This is a genomic window from uncultured Halomonas sp. (assembly GCF_947501415.1).
Classification (GTDB): Bacteria; Pseudomonadota; Gammaproteobacteria; order Pseudomonadales; family Halomonadaceae; genus Halomonas.
The window spans coordinates 121,927-140,100 of sequence record NZ_CANMVL010000007.1; the positions used below are offsets into that span (position 1 = coordinate 121,927).

At 65.5% G+C, this 18,174-nt stretch carries 14 protein-coding genes and 1 tRNA gene; 8 read left to right on the forward strand and 7 right to left on the reverse strand.

Going from position 1 to position 18,174, the window contains the following annotated elements; all coding sequences use genetic code 11:
• Window positions 1-18 precede the first annotated feature (18 nt).
• Both Q0894_RS05160 and Q0894_RS05165 read right to left on the reverse strand, forming a co-directional pair.
• The gene (locus Q0894_RS05160) at window positions 19-966 is read right to left on the reverse strand and encodes a tetratricopeptide repeat protein (RefSeq protein ID WP_299232121.1); all 948 of its coding nucleotides are present in this window, start codon (window positions 964-966) and stop codon (window positions 19-21) included.
• 452 nt (window positions 967-1,418) lie between these two features.
• Window positions 1,419-1,495: transfer RNA gene (locus tag Q0894_RS05165), tRNA-Met, on the reverse strand.
• 188 nt (window positions 1,496-1,683) lie between these two features.
• Here Q0894_RS05165 and phbB point away from each other — a divergent pair.
• The gene (phbB, locus tag Q0894_RS05170; RefSeq protein ID WP_299232122.1) at window positions 1,684-2,430 is read left to right on the forward strand and encodes an acetoacetyl-CoA reductase; all 747 of its coding nucleotides are present in this window, start codon (window positions 1,684-1,686) and stop codon (window positions 2,428-2,430) included.
• A gap of 94 nt (window positions 2,431-2,524) precedes the next feature.
• Here the strand turns inward: phbB and Q0894_RS05175 are convergent, their stop codons facing one another.
• On the reverse strand, window positions 2,525-5,299 hold the full coding sequence (locus Q0894_RS05175; protein ID WP_299232123.1) for a DUF349 domain-containing protein: 2,775 nt from the start codon (window positions 5,297-5,299) through the stop codon (window positions 2,525-2,527).
• Window positions 5,300-5,540: 241 nt separating this feature from the next.
• Here Q0894_RS05175 and minC point away from each other — a divergent pair, with 241 nt between their 5' ends.
• The 4 genes from minC (at window position 5,541) to sbcB (ending at window position 8,986) form a co-directional block, all read left to right on the forward strand.
• A complete protein-coding gene (minC, locus tag Q0894_RS05180) occupies window positions 5,541-6,275 on the forward strand; it encodes a septum site-determining protein MinC (protein WP_299232125.1) in 735 nt (244 codons plus the stop codon).
• Window positions 6,276-6,330: 55 nt separating this feature from the next.
• Window positions 6,331-7,149, forward strand: a complete 819-nt coding sequence (gene minD / locus Q0894_RS05185) for a septum site-determining protein MinD (protein WP_299232127.1) — start codon at window positions 6,331-6,333, stop codon at window positions 7,147-7,149.
• A complete protein-coding gene (gene minE, locus Q0894_RS05190) occupies window positions 7,146-7,406 on the forward strand; it encodes a cell division topological specificity factor MinE (protein WP_299232129.1) in 261 nt (86 codons plus the stop codon). Before minD ends, minE begins: the two co-directional genes overlap by 4 nt.
• Before the next feature lie 86 nt (window positions 7,407-7,492).
• Window positions 7,493-8,986: an exodeoxyribonuclease I gene (gene sbcB, locus Q0894_RS05195; protein ID WP_299232131.1), complete on the forward strand. Its 1,494-nt coding sequence runs from the start codon at window positions 7,493-7,495 to the stop codon at window positions 8,984-8,986.
• Between the two features lie 130 nt (window positions 8,987-9,116).
• Here sbcB and Q0894_RS05200 read toward each other — a convergent pair whose 3' ends face one another.
• Both Q0894_RS05200 and Q0894_RS05205 read right to left on the reverse strand, forming a co-directional pair.
• Window positions 9,117-11,984 (reverse strand): insulinase family protein, encoded by a 2,868-nt coding sequence (locus Q0894_RS05200; protein ID WP_299232133.1) that lies wholly within the window; start codon window positions 11,982-11,984, stop codon window positions 9,117-9,119.
• Window positions 11,985-12,011: 27 nt separating this feature from the next.
• Window positions 12,012-12,686, reverse strand: a complete 675-nt coding sequence (locus tag Q0894_RS05205) for an SOS response-associated peptidase (RefSeq protein WP_299232135.1) — start codon at window positions 12,684-12,686, stop codon at window positions 12,012-12,014.
• Between the two features lie 115 nt (window positions 12,687-12,801).
• Here Q0894_RS05205 and Q0894_RS05210 point away from each other — a divergent pair, with 115 nt between their 5' ends.
• Window positions 12,802-13,407 (forward strand): TetR-like C-terminal domain-containing protein, encoded by a 606-nt coding sequence (locus Q0894_RS05210; protein ID WP_299232137.1) that lies wholly within the window; start codon window positions 12,802-12,804, stop codon window positions 13,405-13,407.
• An 8-nt stretch (window positions 13,408-13,415) separates the two neighbouring features.
• A complete protein-coding gene (locus Q0894_RS05215) occupies window positions 13,416-14,138 on the forward strand; it encodes a 1-acyl-sn-glycerol-3-phosphate acyltransferase (RefSeq protein ID WP_299232139.1) in 723 nt (240 codons plus the stop codon).
• Window positions 14,139-14,160: 22 nt separating this feature from the next.
• Here the strand turns inward: Q0894_RS05215 and Q0894_RS05220 are convergent, their stop codons facing one another.
• Both Q0894_RS05220 and ccsA read right to left on the reverse strand, forming a co-directional pair.
• The gene (locus Q0894_RS05220; RefSeq protein WP_299232141.1) at window positions 14,161-15,426 is read right to left on the reverse strand and encodes an HlyC/CorC family transporter; all 1,266 of its coding nucleotides are present in this window, start codon (window positions 15,424-15,426) and stop codon (window positions 14,161-14,163) included.
• 79 nt (window positions 15,427-15,505) lie between these two features.
• The gene (gene ccsA / locus Q0894_RS05225; RefSeq protein ID WP_299232143.1) at window positions 15,506-16,306 is read right to left on the reverse strand and encodes a cytochrome c biogenesis protein CcsA; all 801 of its coding nucleotides are present in this window, start codon (window positions 16,304-16,306) and stop codon (window positions 15,506-15,508) included.
• Window positions 16,307-16,493: 187 nt separating this feature from the next.
• On the opposite strand from ccsA, the gene ffh reads away from it, so the two are divergent.
• Complete coding sequence (ffh, locus tag Q0894_RS05230; RefSeq protein WP_299232145.1) at window positions 16,494-17,912, forward strand: signal recognition particle protein; 1,419 nt, start codon at window positions 16,494-16,496, stop codon at window positions 17,910-17,912.
• Window positions 17,913-18,174: the final 262 nt, after the last annotated feature.

Below are 18,174 nucleotides of genomic sequence, written 5' to 3' on the forward strand. Positions count from 1 at the left end.
CGAACCGGAGCCGTGGGATCAGTAAAGCATCGTGAACAGCTTGCGGCGGTAGCTGACCGTCAGCGGGTGGTCGGCGCCCAGGGCATCGAAGACCCGCAGCAGGGTCTTGCGTGCGGCATCGTCGCCATAGCTGCGGTCGGCCTTCATCAAGGCCAGCAGTCCCTCGAGGCCCGTCTCGTAGTCGCCGTCGGCGACTCGGCGCAGGGCGCGCAGATACTGGGCCTCGCTGTCCTCGCGCTCACCGAGAGCGGCAAACTCTTCGACGGAGGGGGCCTCCTCGCCGAACTCAATGCTGGCCCGCACGCCTCGGGCCGGGGCGGCATCGCGCTCTTCCGGCGGCAGATTGTCGAGCACACTACGGGCCTCATCGGCGCGCCCCTCGGCCACCAGGGTTCGCGCCAGCTCGATCTGATAGGGGATATGCTCCGGATACTGCTGGACCAGCTCCTGGTAGATGGCGCGGGCACCGGCGGCATCACCGGCGGCCAGTGCCTCGGCGGCCTGGTCTTCGGGGCTCGCCGGGACATTTTCCGGCGCCGGGAAGTAACGCCCCAGCCACTCGCGGATCTCCTTCTCGGGCAATGCGCCCTGGAAGTGATCGACCAGGCCTCCCTGGCTGACGAGCTTGACGTCGGGCACCGAGCGCACCCCCAGCTGGGCGGCGATCTCCTGATTCTCGTCGATATTGAGCTTGGCCAGGAGGAAGGCGCCCTGGTACTCGTGGGCAAGCTTCTCCAGCACCGGCATCAGGTTCTTGCAGGGGCCACACCAGGGTGCCCAGCAATCGAGCAGTACTGGCACCTGCATGGAAAGCTCCAGCACCTGCTGAATATTGCTGGCATCGACGTCGATGATGACCTCGGGCGCCTCGCCCGCTTCCGGCTGGGAGGGCTGTGGCTGGGCTTCCTGCGGGGCACTGGTATCGGCGGTGAGCGGCTCACCGGTACGCGGATCGACGATGGACATGGTTGGATTCCCGGAAACGAGTGTGTTTGTTCAGGATATGCGGGTGAGGACGGCCGGATTCAAGGGCAGGGGAGAGAGGGAGCCGATGACCTTGGGTCATGGGCACGAAAAAGCCGACTCGCAGTGGAATCGGCTTATTCGATATTTGGTAGCGGGGACCGCTGACTCTGAAACAAGAGGGAACCGATGGCCGCCGGGTTATGAGCACAAAAAAGCCGGCTCGCAGTGGAATCGGCTTATTCGATATTTGGTAGCGGGGACCGCTGACTCTGAAGCAAGAGGGAACCGATGGCCGCCGGGTTATGAGCACAAAAAAGCCGACCCCCTGAGGAATCGGCTTTCTCGATATTTGGTAGCGGGGACCGCTGACTCTGAAACGAGAGGGAACCGATGGTCACCGGGTCATGAGCACAAAAAAGCCGACTCCCTAAGGAATCGGCTTTCTCGATATTTGGTAGCGGGGACCGGATTTGAACCGATGACCTTCGGGTTATGAGCCCGACGAGCTACCAGACTGCTCCACCCCGCATCAACGTGAGGCGTATTCTACACGGGATTCACCTTTAGTCAAGCATTGTCCTCAAACGCTCGTCCCTCTCGCCTTCCTTGGGCCATACTGTCCTTGGCTTGTCATCAAGATGACAGCTTGACCAAGAACAATGTGCAGTCCGGCCGGGGTGGCCGGTGTACAGTGTCATCATCATCAGGGAGATATACATGGCCAATTCATCACGCGTCGCTTGGGTCACCGGTGGTACCGGCGGCATCGGCAGTGCAATTTGCCGCTCACTGGCCGCCGAAGGCTACAAGGTAGTGGCCGGTTACCATAACCCGGAGAAGGCCAAGGCCTGGCTCGAGGAGCAGAAGGCGGCTGGCTTCGACAACATCGACATCGCCGGAGTCGATCTGGTTGACTACGACGCTTGCGTGAAGGGTGTCAAGGAGATCGAGGAGAAGCACGGTCCCATTGACATATTGGTGAACTGTGCCGGTATCACTCGCGATGGCACCATGAAGAAGATGAGCCCCGCGCAGTGGAACGAGGTCATCGATACCAACCTGAACAGTGTCTTCAATACCTGCCGCAGTGTGGTCGAGAGCATGCTCGAGCGGCAGTATGGCCGGATCATCAACATCTCCTCGATCAATGGCCGCAAGGGGCAGTTCGGCCAGGTCAACTACGCCGCCGCCAAGGCGGGGATGCATGGCCTGACCATGTCTCTGGCCCAGGAGACCGCTACCAAGGGCATCACCGTCAACACCGTGTCGCCGGGCTATATCGCGACCGACATGATCATGAATATCCCCGAAAAGGTGCGCGAATCGATCCGTGAGACGATCCCGGTGAAGCGCTATGGCAAGCCCGAGGAGATCGGCCGCCTGGTGGCCTATCTGGCCGACGAGGAGTCCGGCTTTATCACCGGTGCCAACATCGATATCAACGGCGGCCAGTTCATGGGCTGATGCCGGCTTCCTCCTATCTCGTTACGGGCAGGACCACACAGGAGCGCGGGGGAAACCTCGCGCTCCTGTGGCGTTCAGGGGGCGGGAAAAGCGCTCAGGGAGGGGGCAGGCTCGACAGTCGCTCCAGCATATGGTCCAGCTCGCCGACATTGTGCTCCCAGAGTGCAGGGGGAACCGGCCCGATGGCGAGCAGCTCGACCAGCACGCTGCGTACCTCTTCGGCTCGGGAGGGTTCGCGGCCCAGGTTGTCATTGAGGCGCTCGACCTGAATCGCCAGACGCAGAGGCTCATCACGATGGCTGACGCTGCCCTCGGCCAGCAGCGCAAGGTGTACCTTGGCGCGTGCAAGGCGCTCCTCGACCGTATCGGCGGCGGTGCCTTCACGGCGCGCTGCGTTGCGACGGAAGTGGGCGTTGCGCAGGTCCTCGGCAAGTGTCTGGCCCTCCGGCAGGGGGACATCGCCGGGGTCGTTGCCCGCCAGGTCCTCGGCATCTGCCTGCAGGTGGGCGTCGAGCAGCGGGCGTACCTCCCGCCAGCCAGTTACCTGCTCGCTCACCGCCAGCCTCTCCAGCCGCTGGCGCCGTGCCCGGACGATGCCCGACCAGCGTCGGCGCATGCCCTCGCTGCGCCGACCACCGGGTAGGGGCTCCAGTGCGGCAGCCTCGGCGATGGCCTGGGTCAATACTGCCTCGTCGGTTGATCGGGCGGGCTGCCAGCCATGCAGGCGGTCGATCAGCGCCTGCATGGCATCCAGTCGCTCTTCGGCGCGGCGGAGCCGGTCGTCCCGGGCCGCCTCGCGGCTGGCGAAAATGGTATCGCACAGGCTGCGGAATTCACGCCACAGGGCCTGCTCTTCGCCCTTGGGGGCTCGGCCCAGCGCTCGCCAGCGGCGCTGCAGCTCCTTGGCCCGTTCGGCCCGCCTGGCCGCCGGCATCTGCTCCTCCTCCGATAGCTGCCGGGCCTCATCGACAAGCTCGCGCTTGGCCTCGGCGATCTCCCGGGCGCGCTGGTCGATCAGCGCCTGAAGACGGTGGCGAATGGCCCCGAAGCGCCGACCGACGGCCTCCGACTTATCGCGAGGAACCGGTGAGGCTCGACGCCACTGGTCTCGAGCCCGGTCGCGTATCTCACGCAGGGCATCTGGATCGGCCTCCTGGGCGGGGTGGTCGAGAAGTGTCTCGAGCTGTTCGCAGAGCGTGATGCGTGTCGCCAGGTTATTGTCTCGCTCGGATTCCAGGCGTGCACGCCATGGCGCCAGACGTTGATGAATGCGGTCCGAAGCGGTGCGGAAGCGTGTCGACTGCTCACGATTGGCAGCGGCGTCTCCCAGCGATTTCCACTCTCTCACCAGCTGACGGTGGCGCCGGTCCAGGGCGGCCTCCACGCTGGTCTCGTCATCGGCCAGTGCCTCGATGCTGGCAACCAGTTGCTCGCGCTTGGGGCCGGCCACGAACCCGCGCCAGTCGCGCAGTTCTGCAAGCCTCGCGCCGAGGCGCCTGGCGCGTGCCTCGAGAGGGCGGAGGGTGGCGGGGTCGGCGCCCTCGGTAAGCTGGCGCAGCTGCTGATGCAAGCGGCTGGCAGGCTTGAAAGCGCCGCGTTCCAGCAGGCGCTCGAGCTCATCGAGCTGGGTCTCGATATGCTCAGCCGATACGCCGGCAGGCGTGGCATGCCGCTCGAGGCGTTGGCGGCAGGTGTGGAGCAGTGATGTGGGGGGCAGGCTGTCGGGCCAGTCGATTGCCGTGAGCAGTGTCTTCAGGCGCTCCCTGTCATCCTCTTCGAGGGCACGCTCCAGGTCGCCGGCCCGCTGGTCGAGGCGGGCCCAGGCGCTGCCGATCTTCTCGATCCGTCCCAGGGCGGTGTCGTAACGCCGGCGCAGCGCTTCATCGGTGACATGCAGGTCGGCCAGCTCCTGCCAGCGATGAGCCAGCAGGCGCTTCTGGGAGCGCAGGCTGGCGATATCCTGAGCGCCCAGTGTTTCACTGCGCTCGAGTGCCTCGAGACTCTCCTCCAGCGCTTCCACCAGGCTCGCGCTGGCCTGCTGAGCATCTTCGCGATGTCGATGGACCGCGGCGTTGGCACGCTGCTGGGCTTCATGATCCTCGACCACCTTGCGACAGCGCAGGCAGGCATCGTGATAGCGTCGCTCCAGGCTTGGATCGGGTGTGTCCTCGAGCTGCTGCCACTCGCGCATCAGGTGGCGCATGCGGCCGGCGTAGAGAGGCTCCCAGGGTGCGCTCGCATGGCGCTCCAGTGCGCTGACCAGTGCCTCGCGGTGCTCCCTGGCGGCGGCCAGCTGAGCGGCATCGGCACGCCGCTGGTTGAGCCGCTCGCGAGCCTGGCGCATCACCTGGCGGTCGCGCCTTGCCTCACGCACCAGGCGTGACAGGCCGGCGTCGCTGTCGACCCTTGCCGCCGCCGCATGGCGCACGGCGGCAATGCCGTTGTCGCAGGCCTGGTGTACCAGGGCATCCTCGTCATGGATACGCTCGATAGCTGCCAGTCGCAGCTGCTGGTTGTCACCCTCCAGGGCGATGATTTCGAGCAGCTCGGTTTCACTCAGGCGTGCCACCATGGCGACTCGTGTGGAAAGTTCGAGCCGTCCCTCCTTGCCGCAGATCAACCGCGTCAGGCGTCGCGTGAGCTCCGTTGAGCGCGTCGTCTCGTCGAGCAGGGAGATCAGGGCCTCGGGGTCCTCGAGCCGGGCCAGTGCCGCGGTGCGCACGCCAGGGTCGGCGTCCGCAGCCAGCCGCTCCAGGGCATGGCGCTGGTCGTGGCGGTTGGGGTCGAGGCGCTCGATGGCCTGGCGGCGCACGCCGGGGTCGGGGTGCTGCCAGCGGGGAGCAAAGAAGCGGCGAAGGAGTCCGGACATTGGCTATCCTGGCGAGAGGGGCGGCGTGCCGAGGCACATCCGCTCATATCATTGTTGATCGGTTGGGCAAGGGCTATCTAAGCATGCGGCGCGGTTGGGGAAAAGTCCGTGCCCCGGGCGTCTGTGGTCATATTGCGACACTGACAGCCAGGGGGTGTCGGGCGTATGATGAGAGTTGCAGGGGAGATAGGAGTCGCTTAGCTTTGACTCTACTCCCATCACAGCGACCTGGAGTTCGGCAATGAGCCTCAAACTGGACAGGGAAAGCACGGCCTTCACCTTCAAGGGAGGCATGCTGCCGATGACGGTCATGGAGCTGGCCAGTGCGGACCCCGAGCTGATCCGTGATCAGCTCGCCGGCAAGCTCAGTCAGTCGCCGGCCTTCTTTCAGCACACACCGGTGGTGCTCAGTGTCGAGAAGCTCGACGAGCCTCATCTCGCCCTGGAGCGTATTTGCGCCGTATGCCGGGCTCATAAACTGCTCCCGGTGGCGGTGCGCGGGGGTGCCGATCCGATCAAGCAGTCGGCCTGGGCCCTGGGGCTGGGCTGGTTTCCACCCCAGGAGGCTGGCAGGGTTCGCCCGCTGGAGAGCGTTGCCGCCGATGACGAGGCGCCTGCCGAGCTGGCGGTGCCGCCCGACAACATCGGTGGCGGACGCATCTTTCGTGGCACGGTACGCTCCGGGCAGCAGGTCACCTCCCCCAGCGGTGATCTGGTGGTGATCGGTGCGGTCAATGCCGGCGCCGAGGTGCTCGCTGCAGGCAGCGTGCACGTTTACGGCGCTCTGCGTGGTCGTGCCCTGGCCGGCATCCATGGTGATGCCCTGGCCGGCATCTTCTGCCGTGAGCTCCACGCCGAGCTGCTCTCGGTGGCCGGGAACTACAAGCGCCTCGAGGACATCGACCGACGGTTGCTGGGCACCCCGGTACAGGTTCGCCTCGACGGGGATCAGCTGGGCATCACCTCGCTCACCTGAGCGGTATCTCCCTCGATGGCCCGCTCCATTTCAACAACACGACAGGAAGTGACTCTTGGCCAAGATCATCGTTGTGACCTCCGGCAAGGGAGGCGTCGGCAAGACAACCAGCGCGGCAGCCATTGCCACTGGCCTGGCACTGCGCGGTAACAAGACCGTGGTCATCGACTTCGATGTCGGGCTGCGTAACCTGGACCTGATCATGGGCTGCGAGCGGCGTGTGGTCTACGACCTGGTCAATGTCATTCAGGGTGAGGCGGGGCTGAGCCAGGCTCTGATCCGCGACAAGCGTGTGGAAAATCTACACATCCTTCCCGCCTCCCAGACACGTGACAAGGAGGCCTTGACGCGGGAAGGGGTCGAGAAGGTGCTCGAGACCCTGAGCAAGGACTTCGACTACATCCTCTGCGACTCGCCCGCCGGTATCGAAGGGGGAGCCCAGCTGGCCATGTACTTCGCCGATGAGGCGATCGTGGTCACCAACCCCGAGATCTCCTCGGTACGCGACTCCGACCGTATTCTCGGCCTGCTCGCCTCCAAGACACGACGTGCAGAGCGTGGCGAGGAAGCCATCAAGGAACACCTGCTGATCACTCGCTACAACCCGCTGCGGGTCGATACCGGCGACATGCTCAACCTCGAGGATATCCGCGAGATTCTGGCGATCGACCTGATCGGCCTGATTCCGGAGTCGGAGGCGGTGCTGCGCGCCTCCAACCAGGGGGTGCCGGTAACCCACGACGCTTCCAGCGATGCCGGCCAGGCCTATACCGATACCGTATCGCGGCTGATCGGCGAGGACGTCCCGCTGCGTTTCCACGAGTATCAGAAGAAGAGTCTGCTCAGTCGCATGTTTGGAGGAGGTCGTCGGTGAAGCTGCTTGAATTCCTGAAACGGGAGCGCAAGAAGTCTGCGCCAGTCGCCAAGGAGCGGCTACAGATCATCGTCGCTCACCAGCGCAGCCAGCGCGGTCAGCCGGACTACATGCCGATGCTGGAGCGAGAACTGCTGGAGGTGATTCGCCGCTATGTGCAGGTGGATGATGACGCCATCAACATCAGCCTCGACAGTGAGGACAACTGTTCGGTGCTCGAGCTCAATGTGACCTTGCCCAAGGGGTCGCCGGGTTGAGTCTGTCCGGCTAACCTGTCTGGCTGAGTGAGTCGTTGGGCTGTGCTAGGCTGTTGCCTCCATGCTGAATCGCCGGAGAGACCTTGATGGCGCCGCCTGACGCCCCGCAGACCTTCCTGTGGCACGACTACGAGACCTTCGGTGCCGATCCGCGGCGCGACCGCCCGTCTCAGTTCGCCGCGATCCGTACCGATGCCGAATTCAACGAGATCGGTGAGCCGGTCACCTGGTACTGTCGGCCGGCAGATGACTTCCTGCCGCACCCCCAGGCCTGTCTGGTCACCGGTATCACGCCCCAGCAAGCGCGTCGCCGGGGGCTGCCCGAGGCGCAGTTTGCCGGGCAGATCGAGGCGCTGATGAGCGTCCCGGGTACCTGCTCGGTGGGCTACAACAGCGTGCGTTTCGACGACGAGGTCAGTCGTCACCTCTTCTATCGCAACCTGCTCGACCCCTATGCTCGAGAGTGGCAGAACGGCAACTCGCGCTGGGACCTGATCGATGTGGTGCGGGCCTTTCACGCCCTGCGCCCGGAGGGTCTTGAGTGGCCGCGTCGCGAGGACGGGGCGCCCAGCTTCCGGCTCGAGGATCTCACCGCCGCCAACGGCATCGAGCATGCCGGGGCCCACGATGCCCTTGCCGACGTGCGGGCGACCATCGCCCTGGCCAGGCGTCTGCGTAAGGCCAATGCCAACCTCTTCGACTTTCTGCTCAAGCTGCGCGGCAAGCGCGCCGTGGGCAAGCTGCTCGATGTGCCTGGACGCAAGCCACTGCTGCATATCTCGCGGCGTTACCCGGCCAGTCGCGGCTGTGCCGCCCTGGTGGTGCCCCTCGCGGAGCATCCCAGCAACCCCAACGGGGTCGTCGTCTATGATCTTTCGGTGGACCCCACGCCACTCTTCGAGCTCTCTGCCGAACAGATCCGCCAGAGGGTCTTCGTCAGCAACGACGACCTTGCCGAGGGTGCCGAGCGCATCCCGCTCAAGGTGATCCATATCAACAAGTGCCCTGTGCTGTTCCCCGCCAGCGCCCTCAAGGACGTGGCAGGCCCGCGGCGCGGTGAGCATGGCGATATCGTCGAGCGCCTGGGGCTGGATATGGCGACCTGTCGCGAGCATTGGAAACGTCTGGCTGGGCATCCTGAGGTGGCCGCCCGTGCCGCCGAGGTGTTCGCCGAGCCACCCCCGACGGGGGCGGGTGATCCCGACCTGATGCTCTACTCGGGAGGTTTCTTCTCGCCGGCGGATCGCCGTCAGATGCAGCAGGTGCGCGAGATGGCGGCCTGGGACCTGGTGGGTGCCAACTTCGCCTTCCAGGATGCACGCCTGGAGGAGATGCTGTTTCGCTATCGCGCGCGCAGCTTCCCCGAGACGCTTGAAGGCGATGAACTGGCCCAGTGGGAGGCCTATCGTTGGGCGCGCATGAATGACGCCGAGGTGGCCAGCCTGACTCTCAAGGGCTTCGCCCGAGAGATCGAACGGCTCAACCGAGTCGAGCTGAGCGACCGCGACCGTCAAATCCTCGAGGAGCTGGTGATGCATGTCGAGGCCATCCTGCCTCCCCAGGCATTCGACGCGGACTAACGCATTGCCTTACCGTTCGCAGCAGCTTTTGCCTGGCCTGCCATCGTCAGGGCCACATCACTTTTGATGTGGCCCTCTTCAGTCTTACAGCTTATCGCTTCCGGCGCAGCCGGGGCTCACTCCTCGCCCCTCACTCTTTACCTTCGGGCAGTGGCTCGAGGTCAGCCGTGAATGCCAGCACGTCGGTGGGCGCATCGCCCGGGTCATAGGCGACTCGCACCTCGGGACTGGCAAGCAGGGCCGTCCAGGCCTCGCGCAGCTCGTCGGCGGTAACAGCCAGGACCCGCTCGGCGAGTTTTTCGCGCCGCTCGAACTCGGTATCGCCGTAGGCCAGGGCGCGCCACAGACGATTGGTCCGGCCGGAAAGGCTGGTATCGCGCCGGATCAGTTCGGCATGCACCGCCTGGCGGTAAGGGGCGAGTGCTTCCTCGTCCAGCGCTTCCAGGGTGGCGCCGAAACTCTCCAGAAAACGATCCATATGGTCGGCGATCGACTCGCTATCGGTCTCCGGTGACTGCACCAGCAGGGCGAGGCCCGGGGCATCCAGCATCGGCGAGTAGCCGGCGTGAACCACATAGCCGAGCTGCTGTTCGGTGCGCAGACGCTGGTAGAAGGGAGTGTCGATCAGCTGGCCGAGCAGTGCCAGGCGTGCCTGGCTATCCAGGGAGCGGTCCGGGCCCTGCAGGTAGCGCAGCAGTATCGACTCCTCGCGACCTGTCTGCGGAGTCAGGGCGGGAAGATCCGCGGAGGCAGCCAGCGGGACCAGGTCGGGAATCGCTGCCGCCGTCAGGCTCGGCGCCAGGGTGTCGGCCATCTGCCGTGCAATCTCGTCGGCTTGCTCGGCGCCGATATTGCCCACCGCCATGGCCTCCAGGTGCAGCTCGTCGAGGAAAGCCTCGCGGAATTCGCTCAGGTCCCCCGACGTCATGCCTTCGCTGGCCTCAAGCAGTGCGCTGGTGGGCCACTGAGGGCGCACCAGGGCCTCGGCCAGGGTGCGGTTGGCCTGGCGGTGGAGCGGGTCCTGGGGCGCATTGCGCCACTCCCGCTGCAGGCGGTGGCGTACCCGTTCGAAGGCGTCGGCTTCGATGGCCCCCTGCTGAAGCTGCTCGACCACACGCTCCATTACCATCGTCTGACGATCGCGCCAGCCGGAGAAGGCCAGGGTAATGCCGCGGGCGTGGGCGTAGGCCTCGACCCCCTGGCCGGCCAGCCGCGCGGGGTAGAGTACCTCGTTGAGGCTGTCCTCCAGCCAGCCGGCGAGCAGCCGGGCCAGTACCGCTTCGCGGGGTGCCTCGGCGGCACGTGGGTGTTGCAGGCTGAAGCGCCACTCCACCTTGGGCGTGGCGAAGCTGGCGTCGGCCATGTGCCAGAATGTGAAGGTGGGTTCATCGATACGCTGTCGAGGGCGCTCGTGCTGGGCGTCGAGCAGCGCGAGGTCCTCGGCGATATAGGGGTTGGGGGCGGGTAGCTTCAGCCCGTCGCGAGGCGTGCCATCGGCGCTGTAGGCGTCGTCACCCCAGGGGGCGTTGAACCAGGGCGAGGTCCGCTCGCCCTCGACGTCCGGGGCGCTATAGAGTCGAATCAGGTTGTCGGGCCTCAGTGCGGCCAGGTAGTCGCGGGACCGAGCCCGGTCGAAGCCGTCCATGCGATAGTCGGCATATTGCACATCCTCCACGGGGTAGCGTGCCAGGTTCATGGCCAGGCGCATGGCGTCCTGCTGGGGCGAGCCGTGCTGCTGAAACTGGAAACTCTGTTCGGCCAGGCGCGCCTGCTCGGCGTAGCGCCACGCCTCGGGGCCGGCCTCGCGAATCGTCTCGATGGCAGCGAACAGGCTGGCCTCGATGGCATCGCGATGCTCTGCCCCCTGCGGGGTCAGGCTGATGCCGATGGTGAACAGGGCGTGGCGTCCGTCTCCCCGCGAGATGCCCGCGGAGAGACCGTCGGCCCAGCCTGCCTCGCGCAGGGTCGCAAGCAGGCTACCCTCTCCCTCATGCCCGAGCAGGTGGGCAATCAGGTCGGCAGGCTTGTGACGGTACTCGGCGATGGGGTCGTCCACCGGAAAGAGGAAGCGCAGCTGATGGCTGTCACGCAGGGACTTCACCGTGACTCGCCTGGGAAGTGTCTCCGCGAGGGCCAGCGGGTCGCTGATCTCCGGTCGCACCAGGCCTCGGTCGGGCACCGCGGCGAAGCGCTCGGCGACCAGCCGCTCCAGTTCGTCGAGGGGCTGAGGGGCGACGACCGCCAGATGCATGACATTGGCACCGTAGTACGATGCGTAGAAGTCGATGACCCGCTCGCGCAGACTCGCCTCGTCGCTTGGACGGTCGGCCAGAGTCGCGCGGCTGCCGACCGAAAAGCCGGTGAAGGGGTGCTCGGGATTCAGCAGGCGGTCGAGCACGTCATTGACCCGCCGGCCCTCGTCACGGATGCGCGCCATATATTCGGAGTGCACCACGTTGCGCTCGCTCTCCAGGCGGTCGGCGTTGAACAGCGGCGCGATAAAGAACTGGCTGAAGCGATCCAGGGCGCCTTCGAGAGCGTCGGGCTCGATGGTGAAGAAGTAGTTGGTGTCCTGTGGCGCGGTAAAGGCGTTGTGGCTGCCGCCATGGCGGGTCAGATAGCCCTGATAGGCGTCCGCCTCGGGGTAGGGCTCGGTGCCCAGAAACAGCATGTGCTCGAGGAAGTGGGCGAGCCCCGACAGGTCTGCCGGATCCTGAGCGCTGCCGACCGAGACATTGAGGGAGGCCGCGGCCTTGTCGGCATCGGGGTCGCTGACCAGCAGGGCGGTGAAGCCATTCTCCAGCCTCAGCACGCGATAGTCGCGCTCATCGTGAGGGCTGACTCTGGGTGTGGTGCTTTCCTCGACGGCCGCAGTGGGGGTGGTTGCCGTCTGGGTGGCCAAGGCCTGGGAGGCTAGGCTCTGTGAGGCCAGGCCCAGCAGGACAAGCAGTGGTGGCAGCAGTCGCCCGCAGCGGGCGACGGACAGGATAGGCAACATTCTCACTCCTTGTGCAGGGAAGTCGGCTCAGGCCTCGTGGCGCAGCATGGGGCCGACCGGGTGGGCGCAGGCCGCGTCCTGGTTAGCCGGATTGTTCACACGTCTTGATACCGGAAAAGCGCCCAACAGTTCCCTGGGCGCCGGCGCCAGCATGGCCTGGGCCGCCTCGCTTGGTGTTTGCGGATCGAGCCAGCGCCGTGCCACGGCAGGCGGTATTGCCGCCGGGAGGCGATCGCTGAGTGGTGCCAGCAGGCCGTTGGTCGGCACGGTGATCAGCGCCATGGAGTCGGTGTGTTCGGCCAGGCTGGTGTGGAAGCGACACCAGAGCGCGGCCAGCAGCAGCGGGCCGCGGTCCACTCGTGTGACCAGAAAGGGCTGCTTGAAGCGTGGCTGGGGCTTCCATACATAGACGCCGGTGGCCGGGATCAGGCAGCGCCTGGCGTGGAAGGCCTCGCGGAACATGCGGCGCGACGCCAGGGATTCGGCGCGGGCGCAGTGGGGCGCGTGGTCCAGCACCTCCAGCCAGGGCGGGGTCAGCCCCCAGAACAGTTGTCCCAGGCGCGGCCGGCCCGCTTCCAGGCGAATGCCCGAGAGCATGCGTCGGGGGGCCAGGTTGGCACCGGTCAAGAGGGGCGTCTCCATCGCCAGATCGGGCACGAGCTGGCTGATGTCGATCGGGGCGATATGCAGTCGGCCGGCCATGGGATCTCCGGGTCTAAGGAGTGTCAGGGTAACATGGCTATCGAAAACAGTGTTCGATGTGCGCTATCCTTGGGGACCTTCACGCAACTGCCTGCTTCGGCACGCGAGGAACTCGATGGCTCGTCCCAGACAACATGCCCCCGAGGCGCTTCATGCCCAGGTAATGGCGGCCTGTGATGCCTGGTTGCAGGGCAACTCGGTACACGGCCTCTCACTGCGTGCGCTGGCCCGTGAGGTGGGGTGCGCGCCCAGTACTCTGCTCAAGCTCTATGGCAGCTTTCACAACCTCCTGCAGCACGTCAATATCGAGACCCTTGGGCATCTGCGCGAGGTGGTCGAGCCGCTGGCCGGCCAGTCGGCACCGGAGGAGCGGTTGCGCGCCCTGGCGCGTGCCTACTGGCAGTTTGCCCAGCGCGAAGCGTATCGCTGGCAGCTGCTGTTCGACTTCCCGCTGGCCCAGGAGGGAGAGCTGGACCAGCGCCAGAACGAGATGATCGAGGCGCTCTTCCTGCGTGTCGAAGCCACTCTCAAGGAGTACCAGCCGGCCCTGGATGATCTCGAGGCGCGCCGGCTGGGGCGCACCCTCTGGGGCAGCGTGCATGGCCTGGTACAGCTGGGCCTGAACGAGCGGCTGGGCTACTGGCAGGGCCAGCAGCTGGAAGTGGGGGAGCTGCTCGACCAGCTGCTCGACACCATCCTCGCCGGCCTGAGGGCCAGATAGGTGTCGTCGTGACAGCGTTTAGCTGGTTTTTGATCGCCTGTGTGGCGCTGTGTCTCGTTTGGCGGATCATTCGGGCGCCGCGCCCGGCGGTACGCCTGCTGGTCTATCTGCTGGTTCGCCTGCTCTATCGGCTGCGCCTGACGGGGCTCGAGCACCTTCCCGAGCGTGGGGCGGCCCTGGTGGTGTGCAACCACGTCAGTTTCATGGATGCCCTGGTGCTGGGTGGCGCGAGCCCGCGACCACTGCGCTTTCTGATGGACAAGCCGATCTATGATTCACCCTGGCTCAACTGGCTGTTCCGGCTGGTGGGGGCGATTCCCGTCGAGTCGGAGCGCTGCGATCCCGGCAGTCTGCGCCGGGCGATGGAGGAGGTGAGTCGGGCGCTGCGCGATGGCGAGGTGGTGATGCTGTTTCCGGAGGGGCGTCTGACAATGGATGGCGAGGTGCAGGGGTTTCGCCGTGGCCTGGAGCTGATCCTCACCCGTGATCCGGTGCCGGTGATTCCCGCGAGCCTCTCCGGGCTCTGGGGCTCATGGACCTCTCACTGCCACGGTCGTGCGCTGAGTCAGCGACCGCGGCGTTTCCGCGCCCGAGTGGTGCTGCAGCTCGGCGAGCCGCTCTCTCCCGGGGCGGCGACTCGTTGCCAGCTGGAGGCCAGAGTTCGGGAGCTCAAGTGCGTGGGGGATGCCTCGATCCAGCCGGCGGTCGAACACCAGGCCCAGAGTCGCTAGAGGCATGTGCCTGGCGTCGCGCTCACCGCGGGGCCAGCCAGCAGCGTGCCGCGGTGATCAGGTTGTCACGCACCGCCTGGATCTCCATGCGCACGTCGCCCACCTGTAGCGAGGTCGGGCCCTCCGGAAACCCCTCAAGGTGTTCGAGGATCAGGCCATTGAGCGTCTTGGGGCCGTCGGTAGGCAGCTGCCAGCCCAGCGACTTGTTGATGTCGCGGATATTGGCGGTGCCCTCTATCACCACACTGCCGTCCTCCTGGTGCCGGATATCCTCCTGCATGCCTGCCACCCCGGTGGTGAACTCGCCGACGATCTCCTCGAGGATATCCTCCAGGGTCACCAGGCCCTCCACATCGCCATACTCGTCCACCACGATGCCGATACGCCGCTTCTGCTGCTGAAAGTGGAGCAGCTGGGTGTGCAGCGGATTGGATTCGGGGATGAAGTAGGGCTCTCGAGCCTCCTGGACGATGGCGGCCTTGGTCACTTCGCCCCGGGAGAGAAAGCGTGCCGCATTGCGCAGGTGCAGCAGACCGATGATGTTGTTGATGTCGCCCTTGTAGACCGGCAGCCGGGTGTGCTGGCTGGTACGGATCTGGGTGAGGATCTCGTCGAGGTCGTCGTCGAGGTTGATGCCGATCACCTCGTGTCGCGGCACCATGATGTCGTTCACGGTGACGTTCTCGAGATCGAGGATGGAGAGCAGCATCGCCTGGTGGCGATGAGGAATGAGGGTGCCCGCCTCGTGAACCACGGTGCGCAGTTCGTCGCGGGTCAGGTTGTCGCCATCCCCATCGATGCTGCGTACCCCGATCAGCCGCAGCAGACCATTGGAGATCACGTTGACCAGCCACACCAGCGGGTAGAGCAGCTTGAGCAGTGGCTCGAGCACCAGCGAGGCGGGGAAGGCGATGCGATCCGGTTTCACCGCCGCATAGGTCTTGGGGGTGACCTCGGCGAAGATCAGGATGGTGATGGTCAGCGCGGCGGTGGCGACGGCCGGGCCGGTGACATCGCCGAGAAAATGGATGGCGATGATGGTGGCGATGGAGGCCGCCAGGTTGTTGACGAAGTTGTTGCCGATCAGGATCACGCCGATCAGCCGATCGGGACGAGCCAGTAGTCTGGCGACACGCTGGGCCCGCGCCTCCCCGCTGCTGACCCGGTGGTTGAGGCGGTAGCGGTTGATCGACATCATGCCGGTCTCTGAACTCGAGAAGAAGGCAGACAGGCAGACAAGCAGGAACAGCAGGCCGAACAGCAATCCCAATGGGAAGTCGTCGCTCAAGTCGAAGAGTCCTCGGTCGCGGGTCAGGCTCGATTTGACGGGAGGTGGGCGCGCGGTGTCAAGGTGTCAGAAAGGCCGCTCAGCCGCGGTTGAGCAGCACTTCCAGCACGAAGAGGCTACCGAAGTAGGCTGCCAGCAGAACGGCGCAACCGCCCAGGGTCCAGCGCACGGCACGCATGCCGCGCCAGCCCAGGCGGTGGTGGCTGAACAGCAGGATGGCGAAGATCACCCAGGCAGCCAGCGAGAGGATCGTCTTGTGGGCAAGGTGCTGGGCAAACATGTTGTCGAGAAACACGAAGCCGCTGAGGATTGCCAGGGTCAGCAGTGCCATGCCGGCCCAGATCAGCTCGAACAGCAGCCGTTCCATGGAGGTGAGCGGGGGCAGGGCCTGAACGATCCCGCGGATATGGTGGTGGCGCAGGGCACGGTTCTGCAGACCCAGCAGGATGGCCTGCACGGCGGCGATGGCCAGCACCGCGAATCCCAGCAGGGAGCTGATGGCGTGGAGGGCGACGCCGGGGGAGAGTGCCTCGGCCGGAGGGGGTGCCGGTACCGTGGCAGCCAGCAACAGCGCGAAGCCCGCCATCGGCAGGACGCCGACGGCGGCACCCAGTACCGGCTTGAACAGGCTGACACCCAGCAGTACCGCCACCGCCATGGCGCTGATGAGGATCATGCTGGTGTAGAAACCCGGCAGTACCTGAGCATCATGACCGAACAGGCTGACGACCAGTGGCAGGTGGCAGAGCAGGCCAAGCAGCGACAGGCCGCGCACCAGCATCGGCTGTGGCGCTACCCGGCGAACCAGGGTCAGTCCCTGCCAGGAGGCGGCGGCGAGATAGAAGAGAGAGGCCATTACGGCCAGGGCGAGCGCCTGCATGGGTTGCGATCCGTGCGCTTGTGAAAGTGGTCAGCATAAGGGTGGCATCTGTGCGGTTACTATACCCAATCACCCGGCTGGCGCACAGGCCTTGGAGTCAGGGTCAGGGTGGGGTGCATGGAGACTCGCGGCCACAGCGCGTATAATCGCCCCCAACCTTCAGGCCATCGCACATGTGGAGAGGCCAATGTTTCAGAATCTCAGCGAGCGCCTGTCGCAGACGCTCAAGTCGATCAAGGGTCAGGCTCGCCTGACCGAGGACAATGTAAAGGACACCCTGCGCGAGGTGCGCCGTGCGCTGCTCGAGGCGGATGTCGCCCTGCCGGTGGTGAAGGACTTTATCGACCGCGTGCGCGAACGCGCCGTGGGTCAGGAAGTCTCCAAGAGCCTCTCGCCCGGTCAGCAGTTCGTCAAGATCGTCCAGCAGGAGCTGGAAGCGACCATGGGCGAGGCCAACGAGGGGCTGACCCTCAAGGGCTCGCCGGCGGTAGTGCTGATGGCCGGCCTGCAGGGGGCGGGCAAGACCACCTCGGTAGCCAAGCTGGCGCGTTATCTGCGCGAGCGCGAGAAGAAGAAGGTGTTGGTGGTCTCTGCCGACGTTTACCGTCCGGCGGCCATCGACCAGCTCGAGACCCTGGCGAAGGAGGTCGAGGTCGACTTCTTCCCGTCGCGCTCCGACCAGCAGCCCGTCGCTATCGCCGAGGCGGCGATCAAGCATGCCAAGATCCAGTTCCACGATGTGGTGCTGGTGGATACCGCCGGTCGCCTTGCCATCGATGAGGCGATGATGGCCGAGATCCAGGCGTTGCATAAGGCGGTCTCGCCTCAAGAGACGCTGTTCGTCGTCGACGCCATGACCGGCCAGGATGCCGCCAATACCGCCAAGGCCTTCCATGAGGCGCTGCCGCTGACCGGGGTGATCCTCACCAAGGCCGATGGCGATGCCCGTGGCGGTGCGGCGCTCTCGGTGCGTCATATCACCGGCAAGCCGATCAAGTTCATGGGCGTTGGCGAGAAGGTCGACGCCCTCGAGCCCTTCCACCCGGATCGCGTGGCGTCGCGCATCCTCGGCATGGGCGATGTATTGTCGCTGATCGAGGAGGCCGAGCGCAGCGTCGACAAGGGCAAGGCCGAGAAACTGGCCAAGAAGGTCAAGAAGGGCCAGGGCTTCGATCTCGAGGACTTCCGCGACCAGCTCCAGCAGCTCAAGAAGATGGGCGGTATGGGCGGTCTGTTGGGCAAGTTGCCCGGCATGGGGCAGATGGCCGAGATGGCTCAGGGGCCCGGCCCCGAGAAGGAGATGGGCAAGCTCGAGGCGCTGATCAACTCCATGACGCCCCAGGAGCGTCGCAAGCCCGAGATCATCAATGGCTCGCGCAAGCGGCGCATCGCCGCCGGTGCCGGCCTGCAGGTGCCCGATCTGAATCGTCTGCTCAAGCAGCACAAGCAGATGCAGAAGATGATGAAGAAGGCGGGCAAGAAGGGCGGCATGCAGAACATGATGCGTGGCATGTCCGGCATGATGGGCGGCGGTGGCCCCGGCGGCATGGGTGGCATGGGTGGCATGGGGGGGATGGGCGGCCCCGGTGGCAAGCCCTGGCGATAAGCCCCGGGGCTTATCGAAGTTACCGACAGGGTGATAGCGAAAGGCGCGGGGGGCAGGTCGGAGAGGGGGGCCGAGGACCAGGGGTGAGGAGTACTGCTCCGAACGGGCTGGCCAGGGCTGGCCAGGGATGGCCAGCACCGGACCTGCAAGCGGAGCGGGACGCGAGAGCGCCGCAGGGCCGAGGTAGCCAACAAGGAAGTACTCGTAGCGCCCCCTCGACGGCCTGTCGCCGAAAAAGCCTTGAGCGGGGCTACCATCTTCG